This window comes from Okeania sp. (assembly GCF_983059655.1).
This window is the reverse complement of record NZ_CEZPJD010000092.1, coordinates 1-15,930: the sequence shown is the minus strand read 5'-3', so window position 1 is coordinate 15,930 and position 15,930 is coordinate 1. Positions and strand designations below refer to the sequence as shown.

Annotated in this window: 6 protein-coding genes and 1 pseudogene; 4 read left to right on the top strand and 3 right to left on the bottom strand. The window is 38.6% G+C overall.

The window, feature by feature from the left end:
* Positions 1–711 precede the first annotated feature (711 nt).
* The 3 genes from AC3DU7_RS08100 to AC3DU7_RS08090 all read right to left on the bottom strand — a co-directional run bounded on the left by AC3DU7_RS08100 (position 712) and on the right by AC3DU7_RS08090 (position 8,842).
* Entirely contained in the window at positions 712–2,373 is a 1,662-nt protein-coding gene (locus AC3DU7_RS08100; RefSeq protein ID WP_488038840.1) for a catalase, read from the bottom strand.
* Between the two features lie 57 nt (positions 2,374–2,430).
* On the bottom strand, positions 2,431–2,607 hold the full coding sequence (locus AC3DU7_RS08095; RefSeq protein ID WP_488038839.1) for a transposase: 177 nt from the start codon (positions 2,605–2,607) through the stop codon (positions 2,431–2,433).
* A gap of 1,972 nt (positions 2,608–4,579) precedes the next feature.
* On the bottom strand, positions 4,580–8,842 hold the full coding sequence (locus AC3DU7_RS08090; protein WP_488038838.1) for a tetratricopeptide repeat protein: 4,263 nt from the start codon (positions 8,840–8,842) through the stop codon (positions 4,580–4,582).
* A gap of 386 nt (positions 8,843–9,228) precedes the next feature.
* Here AC3DU7_RS08090 and surE point away from each other — a divergent pair, with 386 nt between their 5' ends.
* The 4 genes and pseudogenes from surE (at position 9,229) to AC3DU7_RS08070 (ending at position 15,500) form a co-directional block, all read left to right on the top strand.
* A complete protein-coding gene (gene surE, locus AC3DU7_RS08085) occupies positions 9,229–9,933 on the top strand; it encodes a 5'/3'-nucleotidase SurE (protein ID WP_488038837.1) in 705 nt (234 codons plus the stop codon).
* 358 nt (positions 9,934–10,291) lie between these two features.
* A complete protein-coding gene (locus tag AC3DU7_RS08080) occupies positions 10,292–10,453 on the top strand; it encodes a hypothetical protein (protein WP_488038836.1) in 162 nt (53 codons plus the stop codon).
* Positions 10,410–14,648, top strand: a pseudogene (locus AC3DU7_RS08075) (ATP-binding protein); the annotation flags it as partial. The gene AC3DU7_RS08080 and the pseudogene AC3DU7_RS08075, both read left to right, overlap by 44 nt.
* Positions 14,649–14,924: 276 nt before the next feature.
* The gene (locus AC3DU7_RS08070; RefSeq protein WP_488038841.1) at positions 14,925–15,500 is read left to right on the top strand and encodes a sensor histidine kinase; all 576 of its coding nucleotides are present in this window, start codon (positions 14,925–14,927) and stop codon (positions 15,498–15,500) included.
* Positions 15,501–15,930: the final 430 nt, after the last annotated feature.

The window sequence follows — 15,930 nt, the reverse complement described above, 5'->3', positions numbered from 1 at the left end:
GCTTTTGGGTTGCCCATACTAACTGTAGTCTATCCATGTGAAAAGCGCTATATGCTGCGTTTTATCGTGCGGAATGTAGGTTTTATACCAATTTGAAAAAAGAATGTTACGAATAGTAAGAGCGATAAAAAGACTTTACAGGAGATGTCCCTTTGACAAAAAATATAATTTACGCTCTAAAAAATGGTATTAAAGTCATCCCCATACGACTCCTGACTCCTGACTCCTAAGAAATACCCTAGATATTCGTAGCAAACATTTATCAATTTGGTATTAATATCATGTCCGGATAAGAGTGTGATGAAAAAACTTATCATAAGTGCTTAAACAATAAATCTTTCTATTTTCCCTACTCCCTTACTCCCCACTCCCCCGCTCCCCTACTATTTTAATAATAAGTATTCAACCGGACATGATATAAGGGGATAAAAAAAAAGAGAACATTCCTGCTCTCCCGCCTCTTGCTTCAGCGAGAGGTACTGATAGCTGATAATTGATAACCGAAATGACAGGATTGAGACTTACGCAAAAGATTAAACTATACACCATTTGTAGAGGTTAACGGCCCTTAAACCTTACTACATAAAGCTGTGCGTAAGTCCTGATTAATTGACCCATTCAAATCCCGGCCTCAAAGGAGTTAGAGTAAATTTGGTGTCGCGAATCCCGTCACTGGATTTGACTCAAGATTTAATTTAGACCTTAAGAATGCTAGTCTTCTAGCTGTGCTGCACGCTGCTCGACGGCATTAACATCAACATTAACAGCTTTTGCTACTCTCGAGCCATACTCTGGATCGGCCTTGTATAAGAAAGCCAGAATTTCGGTTTGAATGCCAGCATCCTTAACTTGAATGAGATCTCCAGCAAAATTGGATATCAAATGCTCCTGCTCGGTTTTGCTTAACTTGCTATAGAAAACTCCTGCTTGGGCAAAGTTATGAGTTTTCTCAATCGGGAAATTCTGAGTCGTCCCTGAAATTGGTAGCATTGATGGTTTAAAGACTTCGGTCGCTCCATAGGTTTGCTGACTGCTAGGCTCGTAGTTTACATCAGAGTTAGAGCTCATGATGTTGGCAAAACCTTCTTGATTACCATTAGTTACCTCAACTTTCGGACGATTGATGGGGAGCATCATGTGGTTAACTCCTAACCGATAGCGATGCGTATCTGCATAGGAAAACAAGCGTCCCTGTAACAGTCGATCTTCAGAAGGTTCAATACCAGGAATCATATTACTCGGAGCGAAAGCAGATTGCTCTGTTTCTTGGAAAAAGTTCGTAGGCATACGGTTAAGGGTCATCGTACCAACTTTGCGCTCGGGGATTAAATCTGTCGGCCAGATTTTGGTTGGATCGAGAGGATTGAAATCAAAACTATTGATATTTTCTGGATTCAGGGTTTGAATGTAGAGATCCCACTTGGGATAATTGCCCTTTTGCACATTAGCGTACAAGTCGGTGGTGTAATGATTAAAATCCTCTGCTTGCATTGACTTCGCTTCACTGGCGCTCATGTTATGCTCCCCTTGCAGGGTTTTCCAATGGAACTTGACATATTGGTAATCTCCGTTGCGATTGACAAATTTATAAGCATGAACGCTATTACCGTCCATTTCTCGATAATTTTTGGGCGTTCCCTTATCAGAATAAAGCTGAGTCAGCATATGGGTGCTTTCTGGTATGTGGCTGAAGAAGTCGAAAAAGCGATTAGGATCTTGTTTATTAGTTATGGGTGAAGGCTTAAGAGAATGAACCATGTCCGGGAACTTGATTGCATCGCGAATAAAGAAGACCGGAAGGTTGTTGCCCACGAGATCCCAATTGCCTCCATCGGTATAAAACTTCGTTGCGAATCCTCGAGGGTCTCGGAGGGTTTCCGGCGATCCTTTGGAATGGATGACGCTAGAAAATCGCACAAATACAGGTGTTTTTTTACCAGTACCCTGAAAGGGAGCAGCAACCGTGATATTTGAGAGATCGGCAGTGCTAACAAATTCCCCATGAATCGCTGTTCCTCGAGCGTGTACGACTCGCTCGGGTATGCGTTCTCGGTCAAAGCGGGCAAGTTTTTCAATGAGATGACTGTCTTGGAGTAAGACTGGACCACTAGATCCAGCCGTTTGAGAGTTTTGGTTGTCACCTACGGATGCACCGTTATCTAGAGTTTGCATGGGAACTTGGGCGCTACTAAAGGTTGAGAAGCAAGAAATTAGCCCAACGGTTATTCCTATGACGAATACTAGGCGGTATTTATTAAGTAATCTAGATATAAATTCTGGAAATTTCATGGCGATTATTTTCTTGATTTTTATGTTTGCAGTTTGAACAAAAAAATAGTCTTTGAATGAGCGGAAGGAATCTAAGGCACTCAAATAACTAACTTCTGCTCTTCACGAATATCTTGAAATGCAGTTATAGCAACCTTTTGTTTAGGTGCAACAAAATTTAAACCTTCTAAAGCTGTGGTTTTTAGCCAAATAAGTAGTCAGTTTATGCAATGTATCTTTTCTGATATTAGCTATTTTGCTATGCAATTGAGCTATCTTAAGTTGTGCTTTTTTCCAGTTACGAGAAAACTTGACTTTGTGTCGGTTCAGATATTGCAACCGAGAAAGTTAGAAGACAAACTTTCTATAAGACTTAGCACCAACAAAAACCTCACCAGTGGATATTGATTAGCATGGTGGTTTTCAATTAGAGTTGGACAAGTGCATAGTTTTCTTCTCTGGGTAGGTTAGTTAACTCTGTTATTTCTAAGAATAATTCTGATTTAAGAATATGTCAAGTAAAATACTGATTAAAATTTAATAAGTAATATTAAGTAAATATGTATTACAATTTGTAACCAGTCCTAAATAGGGTTTGCTGGGATAGGGAGTAGGGAGTAGGGAGTAGTTAGAACGTAGAATAAATGGGAATTACAGGTTCAGTGGCCAACACAATAGTCAGAGTGATTTTTCCGGTAGCAAAAGCCGAAAATCCTCACTTTTTTAACTGAGCAATTGAAAAGCTCATACTTTTAATAGACATAAAAAGCCTAAAACCAATATCAGTCAATGCTTTGATATTTAATCAGCAAACCCTAAATATTCATTGATAATGAACCTATTCCACTATTTTAAACAAGCTTATTTGTTTAAGTAAAATTTATTTGAAAAGCTTAATTTTTTGTTTTTAATTCTCAAAATATTTAAGGTTTTGAGCAAAAATATTATTAGTGGGATAGGTTCATGACCACATTCCGCAGGTCAAGAGCGTAACATTAAAAGTAGTATATGAATCCGTAGCTTGGTAAGTATTTATACTATGCAAATCATCTTAAATTACCGAATTAGGGTTTGCTGAAAAAGTCTTTTAGTGGCGGTAGGGAACAGGGAACAGGGAACAGGGAAGAGTTTAGACTATCTGCTACGGCCAAATTTTTTAATACTCAGGGGAAAAGTATTAGTATTTTGAGACAAAAACAGCTAAAAGCCTTGCACTTTTTTTGACAAAAAAAGGCTGAAAGCAATATCAGTCAATGCTTTTATCTTTAATCAGCAAGGCGCGAATAATTAATAATTAATAATTAATAATTAATAATTAAATAATTCGCGCCTTGAAGCCTCCCCTTTTAAGGGGAAAAAAAGCGGTCGTTTGCTTTGCAACGCTGGCGCGAAAAGCGCAGCTTCCCGTAGGGTGGGATGGCGAGGTCCCCGTTCCCTCCGGGACGCTTTCCTTTCGGAATGCTATCGCAAACGCGTTAGCGGAGCTTTGCGCTAGCAAACGCCATATCCAATCGACCAAGACAGCGGTCGCTCTTCGGAGCGCACCCGTAGGGTGGGATGGCGATCTTCGGAGCTGCTCTGCAAGAGCCGGTCTCCGTTCCCTCCGGGACGCTTTCCTTTCGGAATGCTATCGCAAACGCGTTATCGGAGCTTTGCGGTAGCAAACGCCATATCCAATCGACCAAGAGAACAAATAATATCTCCTGATATTCAATTCCGTAGCGGTTTTAACCAGAGGTAATTATCCATTATCCATTAATGAATTTTTTCGTTCATCAAATTCCGAGTAAAAAATTCACGCATAAATACTTGCTTAATTGATTACTCGATCGCGGCAGCTATGATTTTCTTCTCAAATTCTGTCTCCTTTCTCCTGACTCCTTCTTCGGTTGCTACATTTTATCGTGCAGAATGTAGGTCGGAGTCTGGGTTCAATGTTTGTTGCTAAAATAAATCGGGCAGCCACTAAATTTCTTGGCGTTGGTAATTTGAGGTATGATATCATGTCCGGATAAGAGCGCGATCAAACTCCATTTTGCTGACGCATAGTTCCGCTGAACGTTTACGCTCCCCGAAAAACTTTCTCCTTCTATTCCTCTTTACTTCTTTCTTCCCTCCTGACTTCTGACTTCTGACTCCTGACTCCTAAATAATTAAGATCAATATCATACACGTGCTTTACCAACGCCAATTTCTTCATCGTCTTTCATACTATCAATAGACATCTCCGGAAAAGAGGCAGTAGGCAGCTTTGCTGTAGGCAGTAGAGGAAAAGAATTGATAATTTCTGTGCAATAATTGATTTTATTTTTTATTGTCGGAGATGTCTAATAATCTTGACAATCTTTTCGTATTCTTGTCTATTTCCTTGTTGTTGATAAATTTCTACTGCTTTGTGTAAATCATCAAGAGCCGCTTGAATGTTTCCTAATTTCATATATCCTTCACTACGACAAAAATAAGCGCGACCGAGATTAGGATTAATATCTATAGCACTGCTTTGATCCTTAACCGCTTGAGCATAATCATTTAACTTCATATAAATTAACCCTCGATTAATATAAGCGTCTATTTTTCTCGGATACAATTTTAATACTTCACTATAGTCTACGATCGCTTGCTGCAAATCTCCCATTTCACAGTGAATTAAGCCCAAATTATAGTAAGCCAAACCATAGTTAGGGTTTATTTTTAGCGCTGCTTGACAATCAGCGATAGCCTCAGAAAAGCCTCCTAATTTAAAACGAGCTAAACCTCGATTATTATAAGCAGGAACATAGTTGGGATGAATACGTATAGTTTCGCCAAAATCATCAATAGCTCCCTGAAAATCTCCTGATTGAAAGCGAGCATTTCCAAGATTATTATATGCTTCAGCATAGTTAGGATTAATTTGTATGGCTGCTTCAAAGTCTTTCATTGCCCCCTCTATATCTCCTAATTTACATTTGGTAAAGCCTCGGTTATTATGACCTTCAGCATAGTTAGGATTAATTTTTATGGCTACTTCAAAGTCTTTCATTGCCCTCTCTATATCTCCCATTTTCAGACGTACAATGCCAAGGTCGTTATAAGCTTGATGGTATTGGGAGTTGAGATTTATGGCGGTCTGAAAATCAGCGATCGCTCCGGGAAAGTTTCCCAAACTTCGCTTAGTGTTACCTCGATGATAAAAAGCTTCTGCATTTTTGGGTTGAAGTTGCACTGCATGATTTAAGTCTTCTAGAGCGCCACGATGCTCTCCGAGATCGAAACGAACTATACCCCGTTTGATATAAGCATCTACATAGTTAGGATTAATTTGTATTACCTGGTTAAAATCTTCTAGAGAGCCATTGTTATCTTGCATCAAACGACGAACTATAGCTCGGTTGTAAATAGCTTCAGGATGTTTAGGGTTAAGTTTAATTGCTTCGTTGAAGTCAGCCATTGCTCCTTTTATATCTTTCATATCAAACTTAACATTACCTCGTTGGGTATAAGCATCTACAACTTGAGGATTGAGTTTTAATAATGTGGTGAAATCATCAATTGCACTTTGCCAGTCACCAAGGGAGCGCCGGGCAATACCTCGGCTATAGTAAGCTTCGATTTTTGTGGGATGAAGTTTTATTGCTTGAGCGTAATTTGCGATCGCTCTTTGTGGGTCTCCTGCTTTAAAACGAACTACTCCTAAGTTATAGTAAATTTGAGAGTCTTGAGGATTAAATTTCAGAGCTTGAGAAAAAAGAGCTATGGCTTGATTTAATTTGCCTAATTCTGCATAAGCTGCCCCTAAATTATGATAAATTTGGGCATCTTTGGGTTCAAGTTTTAATGCTTTGTGAAAATTTGCTATTGCTGCCTTTAAGCTTCCCAATTGAGCCATTACAATACCTCTATTCTTGTACAATTGATGATTATTTGGGTCTAGTCTTATTGCTCGGTTATAGTTTTCTAGAGCGCCAACATTATCTCTTTTTTGTAGTTTAATCAATCCTTGTTGGTGCAGTTCATTTACTCTTTGAAATAGACAATTTTTGGCTTTTTCTTTCATTCCTGCTATTTGATATTGAATAATAGCTTTTTCCCATTGTTTTTTCTTTTCAAATTCTTTGGCTCTACACAATGCTGCCTTCTGAGGTATTTTGGCTAAGTCATACTCATCAGCAGCTTTAAGCCATTGTTTTTTCTCTTCAAATTCAATAGCTTGGTATTCTGCTTTTTTTTCGGGAATATTCATCTTGCAGCGTTTAGCATCAGCAAAATTTTCTAGCTCTTCCCATTTTTTTGCTGCTGCTAACCATTCTAAATTTATTTCTAAGTTGTAAGCTTCACAAATTTTTTGCCTCTGTTTTTCTCCAATTTTTCTCCAACATATTGCTGCTGATTGCCATTTTTTTAATTTCTCAAATAGTAGTGCAGCTTCTTGCCATTCTTTTAGTTCAAAAAATATTTTTGCTGCTTCTTCATAAGCTTGTTTTTGAATTAATAATTTGGCTTGAGCTTGTTTTTCTAAAATTAGATCGCCGGATTTAGCAAAGCATTCTTTTGCTTGTTGATAGAATCCTGCTTTCAAATAATATTCCCCTTGTTTACACCATGTTTCTGAGCTAGGATTTACGCGATCGCTTCTTACTAATTCGGGAATTATTGATTGAAATAAACCTGTTAATTCTGGTTCTTGCCAGAGCGCACTAAGTTGTGATTCCCAAATATTTAATATTCTACTAGCACGGGTAATTGCTACATAAAGTAAATTAAATTCTAGTTGAAATGCTGGTTTTTCTTTTTCTTTTAGTAAGCCACCGCGTATAACTTTACCCCAAAGTTTTTTTCTAGGCTGAAAAAAATCAACGAGAAAAACTGTATCAAATTCTAATCCTTTTATTTCTTCAATTGTAAAAACAAAACTAGAATTTAGTTCGGCTCTAATTTTTTCTTTATCTGATTCTTGTCTGACTAAAATAGCATCGCCAGGATATAAAGATGTTTCTTTTAATGTTTTTATTAATATTGAAAAATCTGCTGAAATTGTTCTAGCTAATTGACCATTACTACTGTTTGTATTAGAATAACTTTCTGTGGGTTCTACCAAGTATCGAGAACGTAATTTTAGTAGTTGATTGGCTAAATTTACTAAGCTTCCTACACTACGAAAATTAAATTTTAAGGTTTGTCTATCTACTTTTCTGTGAGGATAAAATTTATGTTTTAGTTTTTCCCATTGAAAACCGCTAGGACTAATCATTTGATAAGAGTCGCCAGCAAAAAATAAATTGCCATTGGAACTAACTAAATTAAATAATAACTCTAATTGTATTTCTGTTAAATCTTGTACCTCATCACAAACAATCAGATCGTATTTTTCACTATAATTATTTTCAATCAATCTCAACACTTTTCTGACCAAATCAATTTCATCATACAATTTTTCTTTTTGCAGCTTTTTCTGATACCATTTTGCGATTTTATATATTTCTCTTCGATGTTTTTCATCCAAGCAAATCATACTATTTTTACTAATTTTTTCATATTCTTTTTCAGACAAAATATCTTCTGTAATAGCCAACTGTTTACCCTTAATAACACTTCTAATTTCTTCCCATACTAAAGCCGTTGGATATTGTTTTTTTCGAGGATGTGCTTTGTACATTTCCGAAAAAACTTGATAATTTACTTCATCTTGAACATAATATTCTTGATGATAGCTACTCATAATTTCCAAACATAATTCCTGAAAATTTTTAAACTCAAAAAATATTTGATTTATTTGATAATTTTCTGTTTTTTCTAATTCACTATCTGCGACTATTTTATCAAACTGTTCTTCTGCATAATTAACTAGCAAATGATTATAAGCAATATATAAACGTTTCCCTGAATTGTTATACTTTCTTTTTTGCAGCATTCTATATAATGCCACTGTGGTTTTACCTGTACCAGCACTACCATTTAATAAAAGATTTCCTGAAAGTCTAGCAAGATCATACTCTTCTGCTGTTAGCTTTAAAGGTAAATCCGTATTTTGCTCAATAATTGCCTTTTGCCATTCCGTTTCCGACTCCAATACTCGCCACTGAATATTTCCTAACAATTCATCATCTATAAAATCTGAACTGAGTTCCAACTCTAGAGCTTCTACTATTTCAATATTTGTTTTTTCTGCTGCTGAGTATTGACTATTTCCATCGCTGTAATTATTCTGGTTTTGAAAATTACTAGTTTCTAAAACCACTTCTACTTCTTCTGTTTCTAACCATTCTGAATCAGGACTTTTCTTCCTCGCTTTAGCACGTCGCGATACATCATCATGGTCTACACAAATATCTTGAATTGCTAGATAAACTTGCATTTTTCCTGTCTCTGGTTGTGCTGATTTATTGTAGGTAAAAATTAAGCGACTAGCACTATTAATTCTAGCTTCCCATACTCTTTTATTTATTCCCTTCAGCTTTTTAACTCGTAACCCACTATCAAATTTTTGCTGCTTTAGTTTTTTAATACATTCCCATACTTTTTTTTGTAAATTACTTTCCGCATCTTTGCGGAGAAATTCAACTATATCAGGATGTAAAACAGCAGGCAGTAACATACATTGACTTTCTTACTCTTCGATCTGTATGATAAAAAGTGTAACACAATGTAAGCATTTCCTCCGGAATGCTGCGCAAACAGCCGTCAGCCATCAGCTATCAGCTATTGTTTTTAGTTGACGATCAAAGCTTTATTAATTTCTGAAGTTATTGCCAGTTCAAGTTTTTAGACAATAAATATTACTTTTGACTATCAGATAAATGTATTGAATAGTACAGTAATATATTTTTTCTATGTTATGTATTCAAAACTTAGATTTAATATATAGCGTTTCTCAGTCTAATGAGGTGTATCTATACTTTATTTGTTTTCTATCCCCTGTTCCCTGTTCCCTAAAACCAATGTTAAAATTTTCAACTAGCTAAACTCAAACTCTGAAAAAGTATGACCTTTATTCTTACTAATGATGATGGAATTAACGCTCCTGGTATTAAAGCACTTTGGAAAGCTATCAATAATGTCAATTTACCCTTAGCATCTTCTAAAAAAAGTATTATTGTCGCTCCTCAAGGACAATTATCTGGTTGTGGACATCAAGTTACCACTCAAGAATCAATTAATATTCAAACTCTGTCTGAGGTTGAGTATGCGATCGCCGGTACACCAGCAGATTGTACTAGAATTGCCATAACACATATCAATCAAAATGTCAAATGGGTGCTTTCAGGCATTAACTCAGGAGGTAACATGGGTGTAGATGTCTATATATCTGGTACAGTAGCAGCAGTAAGGGAAGCAGCATTTCACAGAATTCCAGGAATAGCCCTTTCTCAATATCGTCAAGGAAAAAAACCTGTGAATTGGGAAAGAGTAACTCATTTAGCAGAGATAGTATTAGCAGATTTACTCAACCGTCCCCTTGAACCAGGAGCTTTTTGGAATGTAAACTTTCCTTATTTAGAACCCGAAGCACCAGATCCAAAAATGGTATTTTGTATGCCATCAACCCAACCATTACCAGTAGCTTATCAAATGGAAGGAGAGAATTTTTATTATACCGGAAAATATGAAGAACGCGATCGCACTCCCGGCACAGATGTAGATGTTTGCTTTGCGGGTAATATTGCTATTACCAAGATTCAACTTTAGTCAGAGGAGTGAGGGAGTGGTGAAGCTTACAAGAGTAGGTTTCTAACAAAAGGGTGAGCGATCATTTTTATTAGAGTTGTTGGGAATTAAGCTCAAAAAATAGCTCAAACCCTTATTAGTCAATGTTTATAGCGTTTTAAATCATGAAATAATGAAAACCTTATACGGTAAGCTTTTGAGCATTGTTCAATCTTTATTTCCCAACAACTCTAATGTTTCTCCTAACCCCCCCGCTGGGTTTAATGCGGATTAGTTGGAAACACTTCCACGCCAACTGCGTAACGCAGGTTACGTGAACGGCCTTCAACTTTCTGCCTTCGTTCATTTGCACAGCTTAAATAATTCATTTCTAATTATTATGCTTAACTTAACAAATTATCAACAAACCGACCAAATTTATCTCGGAACTCGTACCCTAGTCTACAAAGCAATCCGAGAAAGGGAAGGCAAACCTGTTATAGTTAAAGTCCTACCCAACCCTCGCCTACATATCTCCAGAACAAACTGGAAGAATGAATAGAGGTATTGACTATCGTACTGACTTTTATTCTCTAGGGGTGACATTTTTTGAACTCCTGACTGGGAAGTTACCCTTTGAAAGTAACGATAAGATGGAATTAGTGCATTGTCATATTGCTCGGGCAGCGGAGTTTCCCGCAAGCAACAAACAGTTGGAAATCCCTGCAATGCTTAAGAACGTGGTGCTTAAGTTAATGGGAAAAAATGCCGAGGAGCGCTATCAGAGTGCTTTGGGTTTAAAATACGATCTAGAGCGATGTCTCGAGCAGTGGAAAACTAAAGGAGAAATTACCGAGTTTAAGCTTGGGGAACGGGATTTGTGCGATCGCTTTACTATTCCCGAGAAGCTCTACGGAAGGGAAAAAGAAGTTCAAACTTTACTCAATTCCTTCGATCGTGTGGCTAATCCCCTTCTGGAAGAATCCCCCCCAACCCCCCTTAGTAAGGGGGGAGTAGAAATGATGCTCGTAGCAGGATTTTCAGGAATTGGTAAAACTGCCGTTATCAACGAAGTTCACAAACCTATTGTTAAGCAACGTGGCTACTTTATCAAAGGCAAGTTCGACCAGTTTAACCGCAACATTCCTTTTTCAGCTTTCTTACAAGCCTTCCGAGACTTAATGGGACAATTGCTCGGTGAATCGGATGCAGAATTAGCCAATTGGCAGGAAAAAATCCTCAAAGCTCTGGGAGCAAGTGGGCAAGTCATCATTGACGTGATTCCGGAACTAGAAAGGATTATTGGTAAACAACCCCCTGTACCGGAACTCTCAGGCAGTGCAGCACAAAATCGCTTCAACTTGCTGTTTGGTAAATTTGTGCAAGTATTTACTACTAAAGAACATCCTCTAGTTATCTTTCTCGACGATCTACAGTGGGCAGACTCAGCTTCATTAAACCTGCTGAAACTGCTAATGGAAGATTCAGAAGCGGGTTATTTGTTAGTGCTGGGAGCTTATCGAGATAACGAGGTTTTTCCTGCCCATCCGTTGATGCTGACTCTGGATGAAATGACTAAACAGGGTGCAAACATTGATACTTTGACCCTTGCTCCTTTGGATGAGGTAGATATTACTCGTTTGGTTGCCGATACGTTGCGGTGTTCTGTAGAAGTTGCGATACCATTATCTGAGTTAATATATCAAAAGACTCAGGGGAACCCATTCTTTACTACTCAATTTTTGCAGGGGTTGTACGAGGATGGCTGGATTAGCTTTGAGGCCGAGGCGAGGTACTGGCAGTGTGACTTGAGGCAAGTACGGCAGTTGACACTAACAGACGATGTAGTCGCGTTTATGGTAGGAAGGTTGCAGAAACTACCGTCAGCAACGCAGGAAGTATTAAAGCTAGCAGCTTGCATTGGCAACCAGTTCGACTTAGCAACATTGGCGATGGTGTGTGAGGGAAGTCAAGAGGAAGTCGCTGTGAATCTGTGGCCAGCTCTGCAAGAGGGATTTGTCATTCCTGAAAGCGAAACCTATAAGTTTTTTCAGTCGGAACAAAGTGAGAATAATAGGGTTGAAGGAGTTGTCGTCAATTATCGCTTTTTGCACGATCGCGTTCAACAGGCAGCTTATTCTCTGATTCCCCAAGACCGAAAACAAATTACCCACTACCGCATTGGCCAGCTACTGCTACAAAAGATTTCTCCCGAAGACCGAGAAGAACGTATTTTTGAGTTAGTTGCTCAGTTAAACTATGGAATGACTTTAATGACTGAACAAACCGAATGCGATGAACTAGCCGAGCTTAACCTGATTGCTTGTGGTAAAGCAAGAGCAGCCACTGCCTATCAAGCGGGTTGTAAATATGCCAGCACTGGATTATCATTGCTGGGCGAAAATGCTTGGCAGCGACAATATGAAATGAGTCTAGCGTTTCATGATTTTGCGGCTGAATTGGCATCCCTATGTGGTGACTTCGAGGCTATGGAAAAGTTTATTGAGACAGTCATTACACAAGCACGGTCTTTATCAGACCAGATAAATGTTTACCGCATCAAAATTCTCACAAAAGTCTCAGATAATCAACCAACTGAAGCTATTGCCATTGCCAAACAAATCCTGCAACAGTTAAGTGTTACTTTTCCCAAAACTCCCACAGAGAAAGATACTCAAAATTCTATTACCGAAATTGAAAAGCTAATTGGAGACCGAAAAATTGCAGATTTGGTTAACCAACCAATGATGACAGACAGAGAAAAAATCGGTATTATGCAGATTGCGAATAGCATCTTATCCGCGATTCACATTGCCGATCCTCTCCTATTACCATTAGTAGTTTGTTTGTCAGTTAAACTATCCATTCAATATGGAAATACCTTGACCTCAGCTTATGCTTATGCTTACTATGGTGCGATTTCTTGCACTCTTCTTAAAGATGTAGAGACAGGAGTAAAATTTGGTCAGTTGGCAATCCAAATCGTTTCCAAACTAGATGAAAAAGTAATAAAATCCCAAGTATTCTGCATAACTGTATTTTCTGTTTGGCATCGCAAATTTCATACAAAAGAAACGTTATCACTCATGCGAGAAGGTTACACAGCTGCGGAAGAAGTTGGTCAATTAGAGTCTGTTGGGTATAGTGCCCACAATTTTTGTCTCAATGCTTTTTGGTGTGGTCAACCCCTTGTTACCTTGGAGCAGGATACTCGTGCTTACTGCAATAGATTGGTAAAATTGAATCAATCAATAACAGCTAATTACTCTCGAATTCATTGGCAACCTATTTTAAATTTGCTAGGGGTTACAGAGCATCCGAGTATTTTGTCTGGAGAAGCTCTCCAAGAATCAAAACTTGTGCCTCTACTCATTTCAGCCCATGACTTGCTTGGGTTGTTTATGTTCTATTCATACAAGCTGATGCTTTGTTACCTGTTCGGGGACATTGAATCTGCTCAAAACTCTGCAATTGAACTAAAACAATATTTAATGGCTGGCAGTGGAACAGTTGGTGAGCCTGCATTCTATTTTTATGATTCTTTGATTACTATAGCAGCTTTCGGTTCACAATTACAGGAACTATCAGAGAAATTTGAGCAAGTCGAACAAAATCAAGTACAACTGCAACAGTACTGGGCACACCATGCTCCGATGAATTATCAACATAAGGTCGATCTTGTAGAAGCGGAAAAATGCCGAGTATTAGGAAACACAACAGAAGCAATTGAATTCTACGATCGCGCCATAGCTGGAGCCAAGGAAAACGAATACATCCAAGAAGAAGCCCTTGCCAACGAACTAGCTGCGAAATTCTACCTCGACTGGGGAAAAGAGAAAATTTCTGCTAGCTATATGCAAGAAGCCTACTATTGCTATGCCCGATGGGGGGCAAAAGCCAAAACTGACCACCTGGAGCAAACCTATCCTCAACTCCTCGCCCCCATATTCCAAGCATCGGAACCTCAACCCTATTCCAGCAGTAGCACAACCTCCAGCAAAACTACACTCACCAGTACCACTTCTTACCTCGATCTTACCTCTGCTATCAAAGCCTCCCAAGCTCTATCCGAGGAAATCGAACTTAATACATTGCTATCCAAACTAATGCATATAGTCCTCGAAAACGCTGGAGCAGACGCAGGAACTTTAATTTTAGAAAGCTCTGGCAGTTGGGAAATAGCAGCAAAATTCGAGCATGGCCAATGTGATCTATCTATCATTCCCCTTGAGCAAACCGATAACTTACCTATTAGCATCATTAATACTGTCAAACGGACTCAAAAGACAATGCTCATCAACAATATCAAACAAGATAAAACCTTTAGCACAGATCCTTACCTCATTCAACAACCACCCAAAAGCCTCTGTTGTACTCCGATCATTAACCAAGGAAAATTAATCGGTATCCTCTACTTAGAAAATCGCCTTACCACAGAAGCTTTCACCCCAGATCGCATCGAAATTCTCAAACTATTTACTGCCCAAGCAGCCATCTCCATCGAAAATGCCCGCCTCTACCAACGACTAGAAAACTACAACCATACCTTGGAACAACAAGTTGCCAAACGCACAGAGGAATTGCAGCAAAACAACCAAAAACTTTCCCAAACTTTGCAAGAACTCAAAACCACCCAAAATGAATTAATTCAATCCGAAAAAATGGCAGCCCTCGGACAACTAGTCGCCGGAATTGCCCATGAAATTAATACACCCCTTGGTGCTATTCGTGCTGCCATCGGTAACACCGACAAAGCTCTCGAAGGAACCTTGTCTCAACTACCTCAACTGTTACCCCTGCTCAACCCACAACAACAAACCAACTTTTTTAGCTTCCTACAACTTGCCCTGAATAACCAAACCAATCTCAGTACCAGGGAAAAACGTCAAATTAAACGCACTGTTACCAAACAACTTGAATCAGAGCATATTACCAATGCCAAACAACTAGCTCACCTGATCGCCGAAGCAGGGTTACATCATGGCCTTGAATCTCAAATATCTTTACTGCAAACTCCTCATGCCCACGAAATTGTGCAAATTGCCTACGATATAGCCCGCCTTTACAGCAACAGTCAAAATATTAACAACGCTGTGGAAAGAGCTTCAAAAATAGTCTTTGCCCTTAAAAGCTACACCCGTTACGACCACAGTGGAGAAAAACAGTTAGTTGAGATTACTGAAGGTATTGAAACTGTGTTGGAGTTGTACCACAACTATCTGAAAAAGGGTGTAGAAGTGGTTCGTAACTATCAAGATATTCCCAAAATTCTTTGCTATGGTGATGAGCTGGTACAAGTGTGGACCAACTTGATCCACAATGCAATTCAAGCGATGGATGGAAAGGGAAAAATAGAAATTCAAGTGGGGGTAGAAAATCAAAATCTTGTGGTGGAAATTACAGATTCTGGAGCAGGTATACCTCCAGAGATTCAAGATAAAATCTTTCAACCTTTCTTTACGACTAAACCTACAGGAGAAGGTAGCGGTTTAGGGTTAGAAATTGTCAAAAAAATTGTTGACAAACATCAGGGAAAAATTGATTTTGAAAGTCAACCGGGAAAGACAACATTTCGAGTAAAATTACCAAATAATATCATGTTCGGTTGAATAGTTACACTTTGGAGGAAGGAAGGCAGAAGGCAGAAGGTTTTTTTATAACTGATTATCTGTTAGCGTAGCTCCCCCTCCGGGGGAACATGATATAATACCACATCCACTTAATAGCGTGATAATAAAATTCTTAGGTGTTAGGTGGTAGGTGTGATACTAAATTGATAAATGTTTGCTACAAATATCTAGGGTATTTCTTAGGAGTCAGAATGATACCAAATCCGGTTTACATAGGAGGTTTATTGTCAGGGTAAGGCAGAAGCGGTGCGACCCCGCGTCGGCATCAGACGCAAGCGGTCGGAACCCGCGACGACACCAGCTCGCTTGCGGAACACCGACTCCTGTGAGGGAATGCGCACTCCTGTGAGGCAGAAGGGCTATCAACAGTATTCAAATAATTGGACAAAGTTAAACACAATTAGACAAA

Excerpts from the sequence above, each read along its gene's own strand:
- AC3DU7_RS08090 (WP_488038838.1), bottom strand. The coding sequence starts at position 8,842 with ATGTTACTGCCTGCTGTTTTACATCCTGATATAGTTGAATTTCTCCGC.
- AC3DU7_RS08080 (WP_488038836.1), top strand. The coding sequence starts at position 10,292 with ATGCTTAACTTAACAAATTATCAACAAACCGACCAAATTTATCTCGGA.
- surE (WP_488038837.1), top strand. The coding sequence starts at position 9,229 with ATGACCTTTATTCTTACTAATGATGATGGAATTAACGCTCCTGGTATT.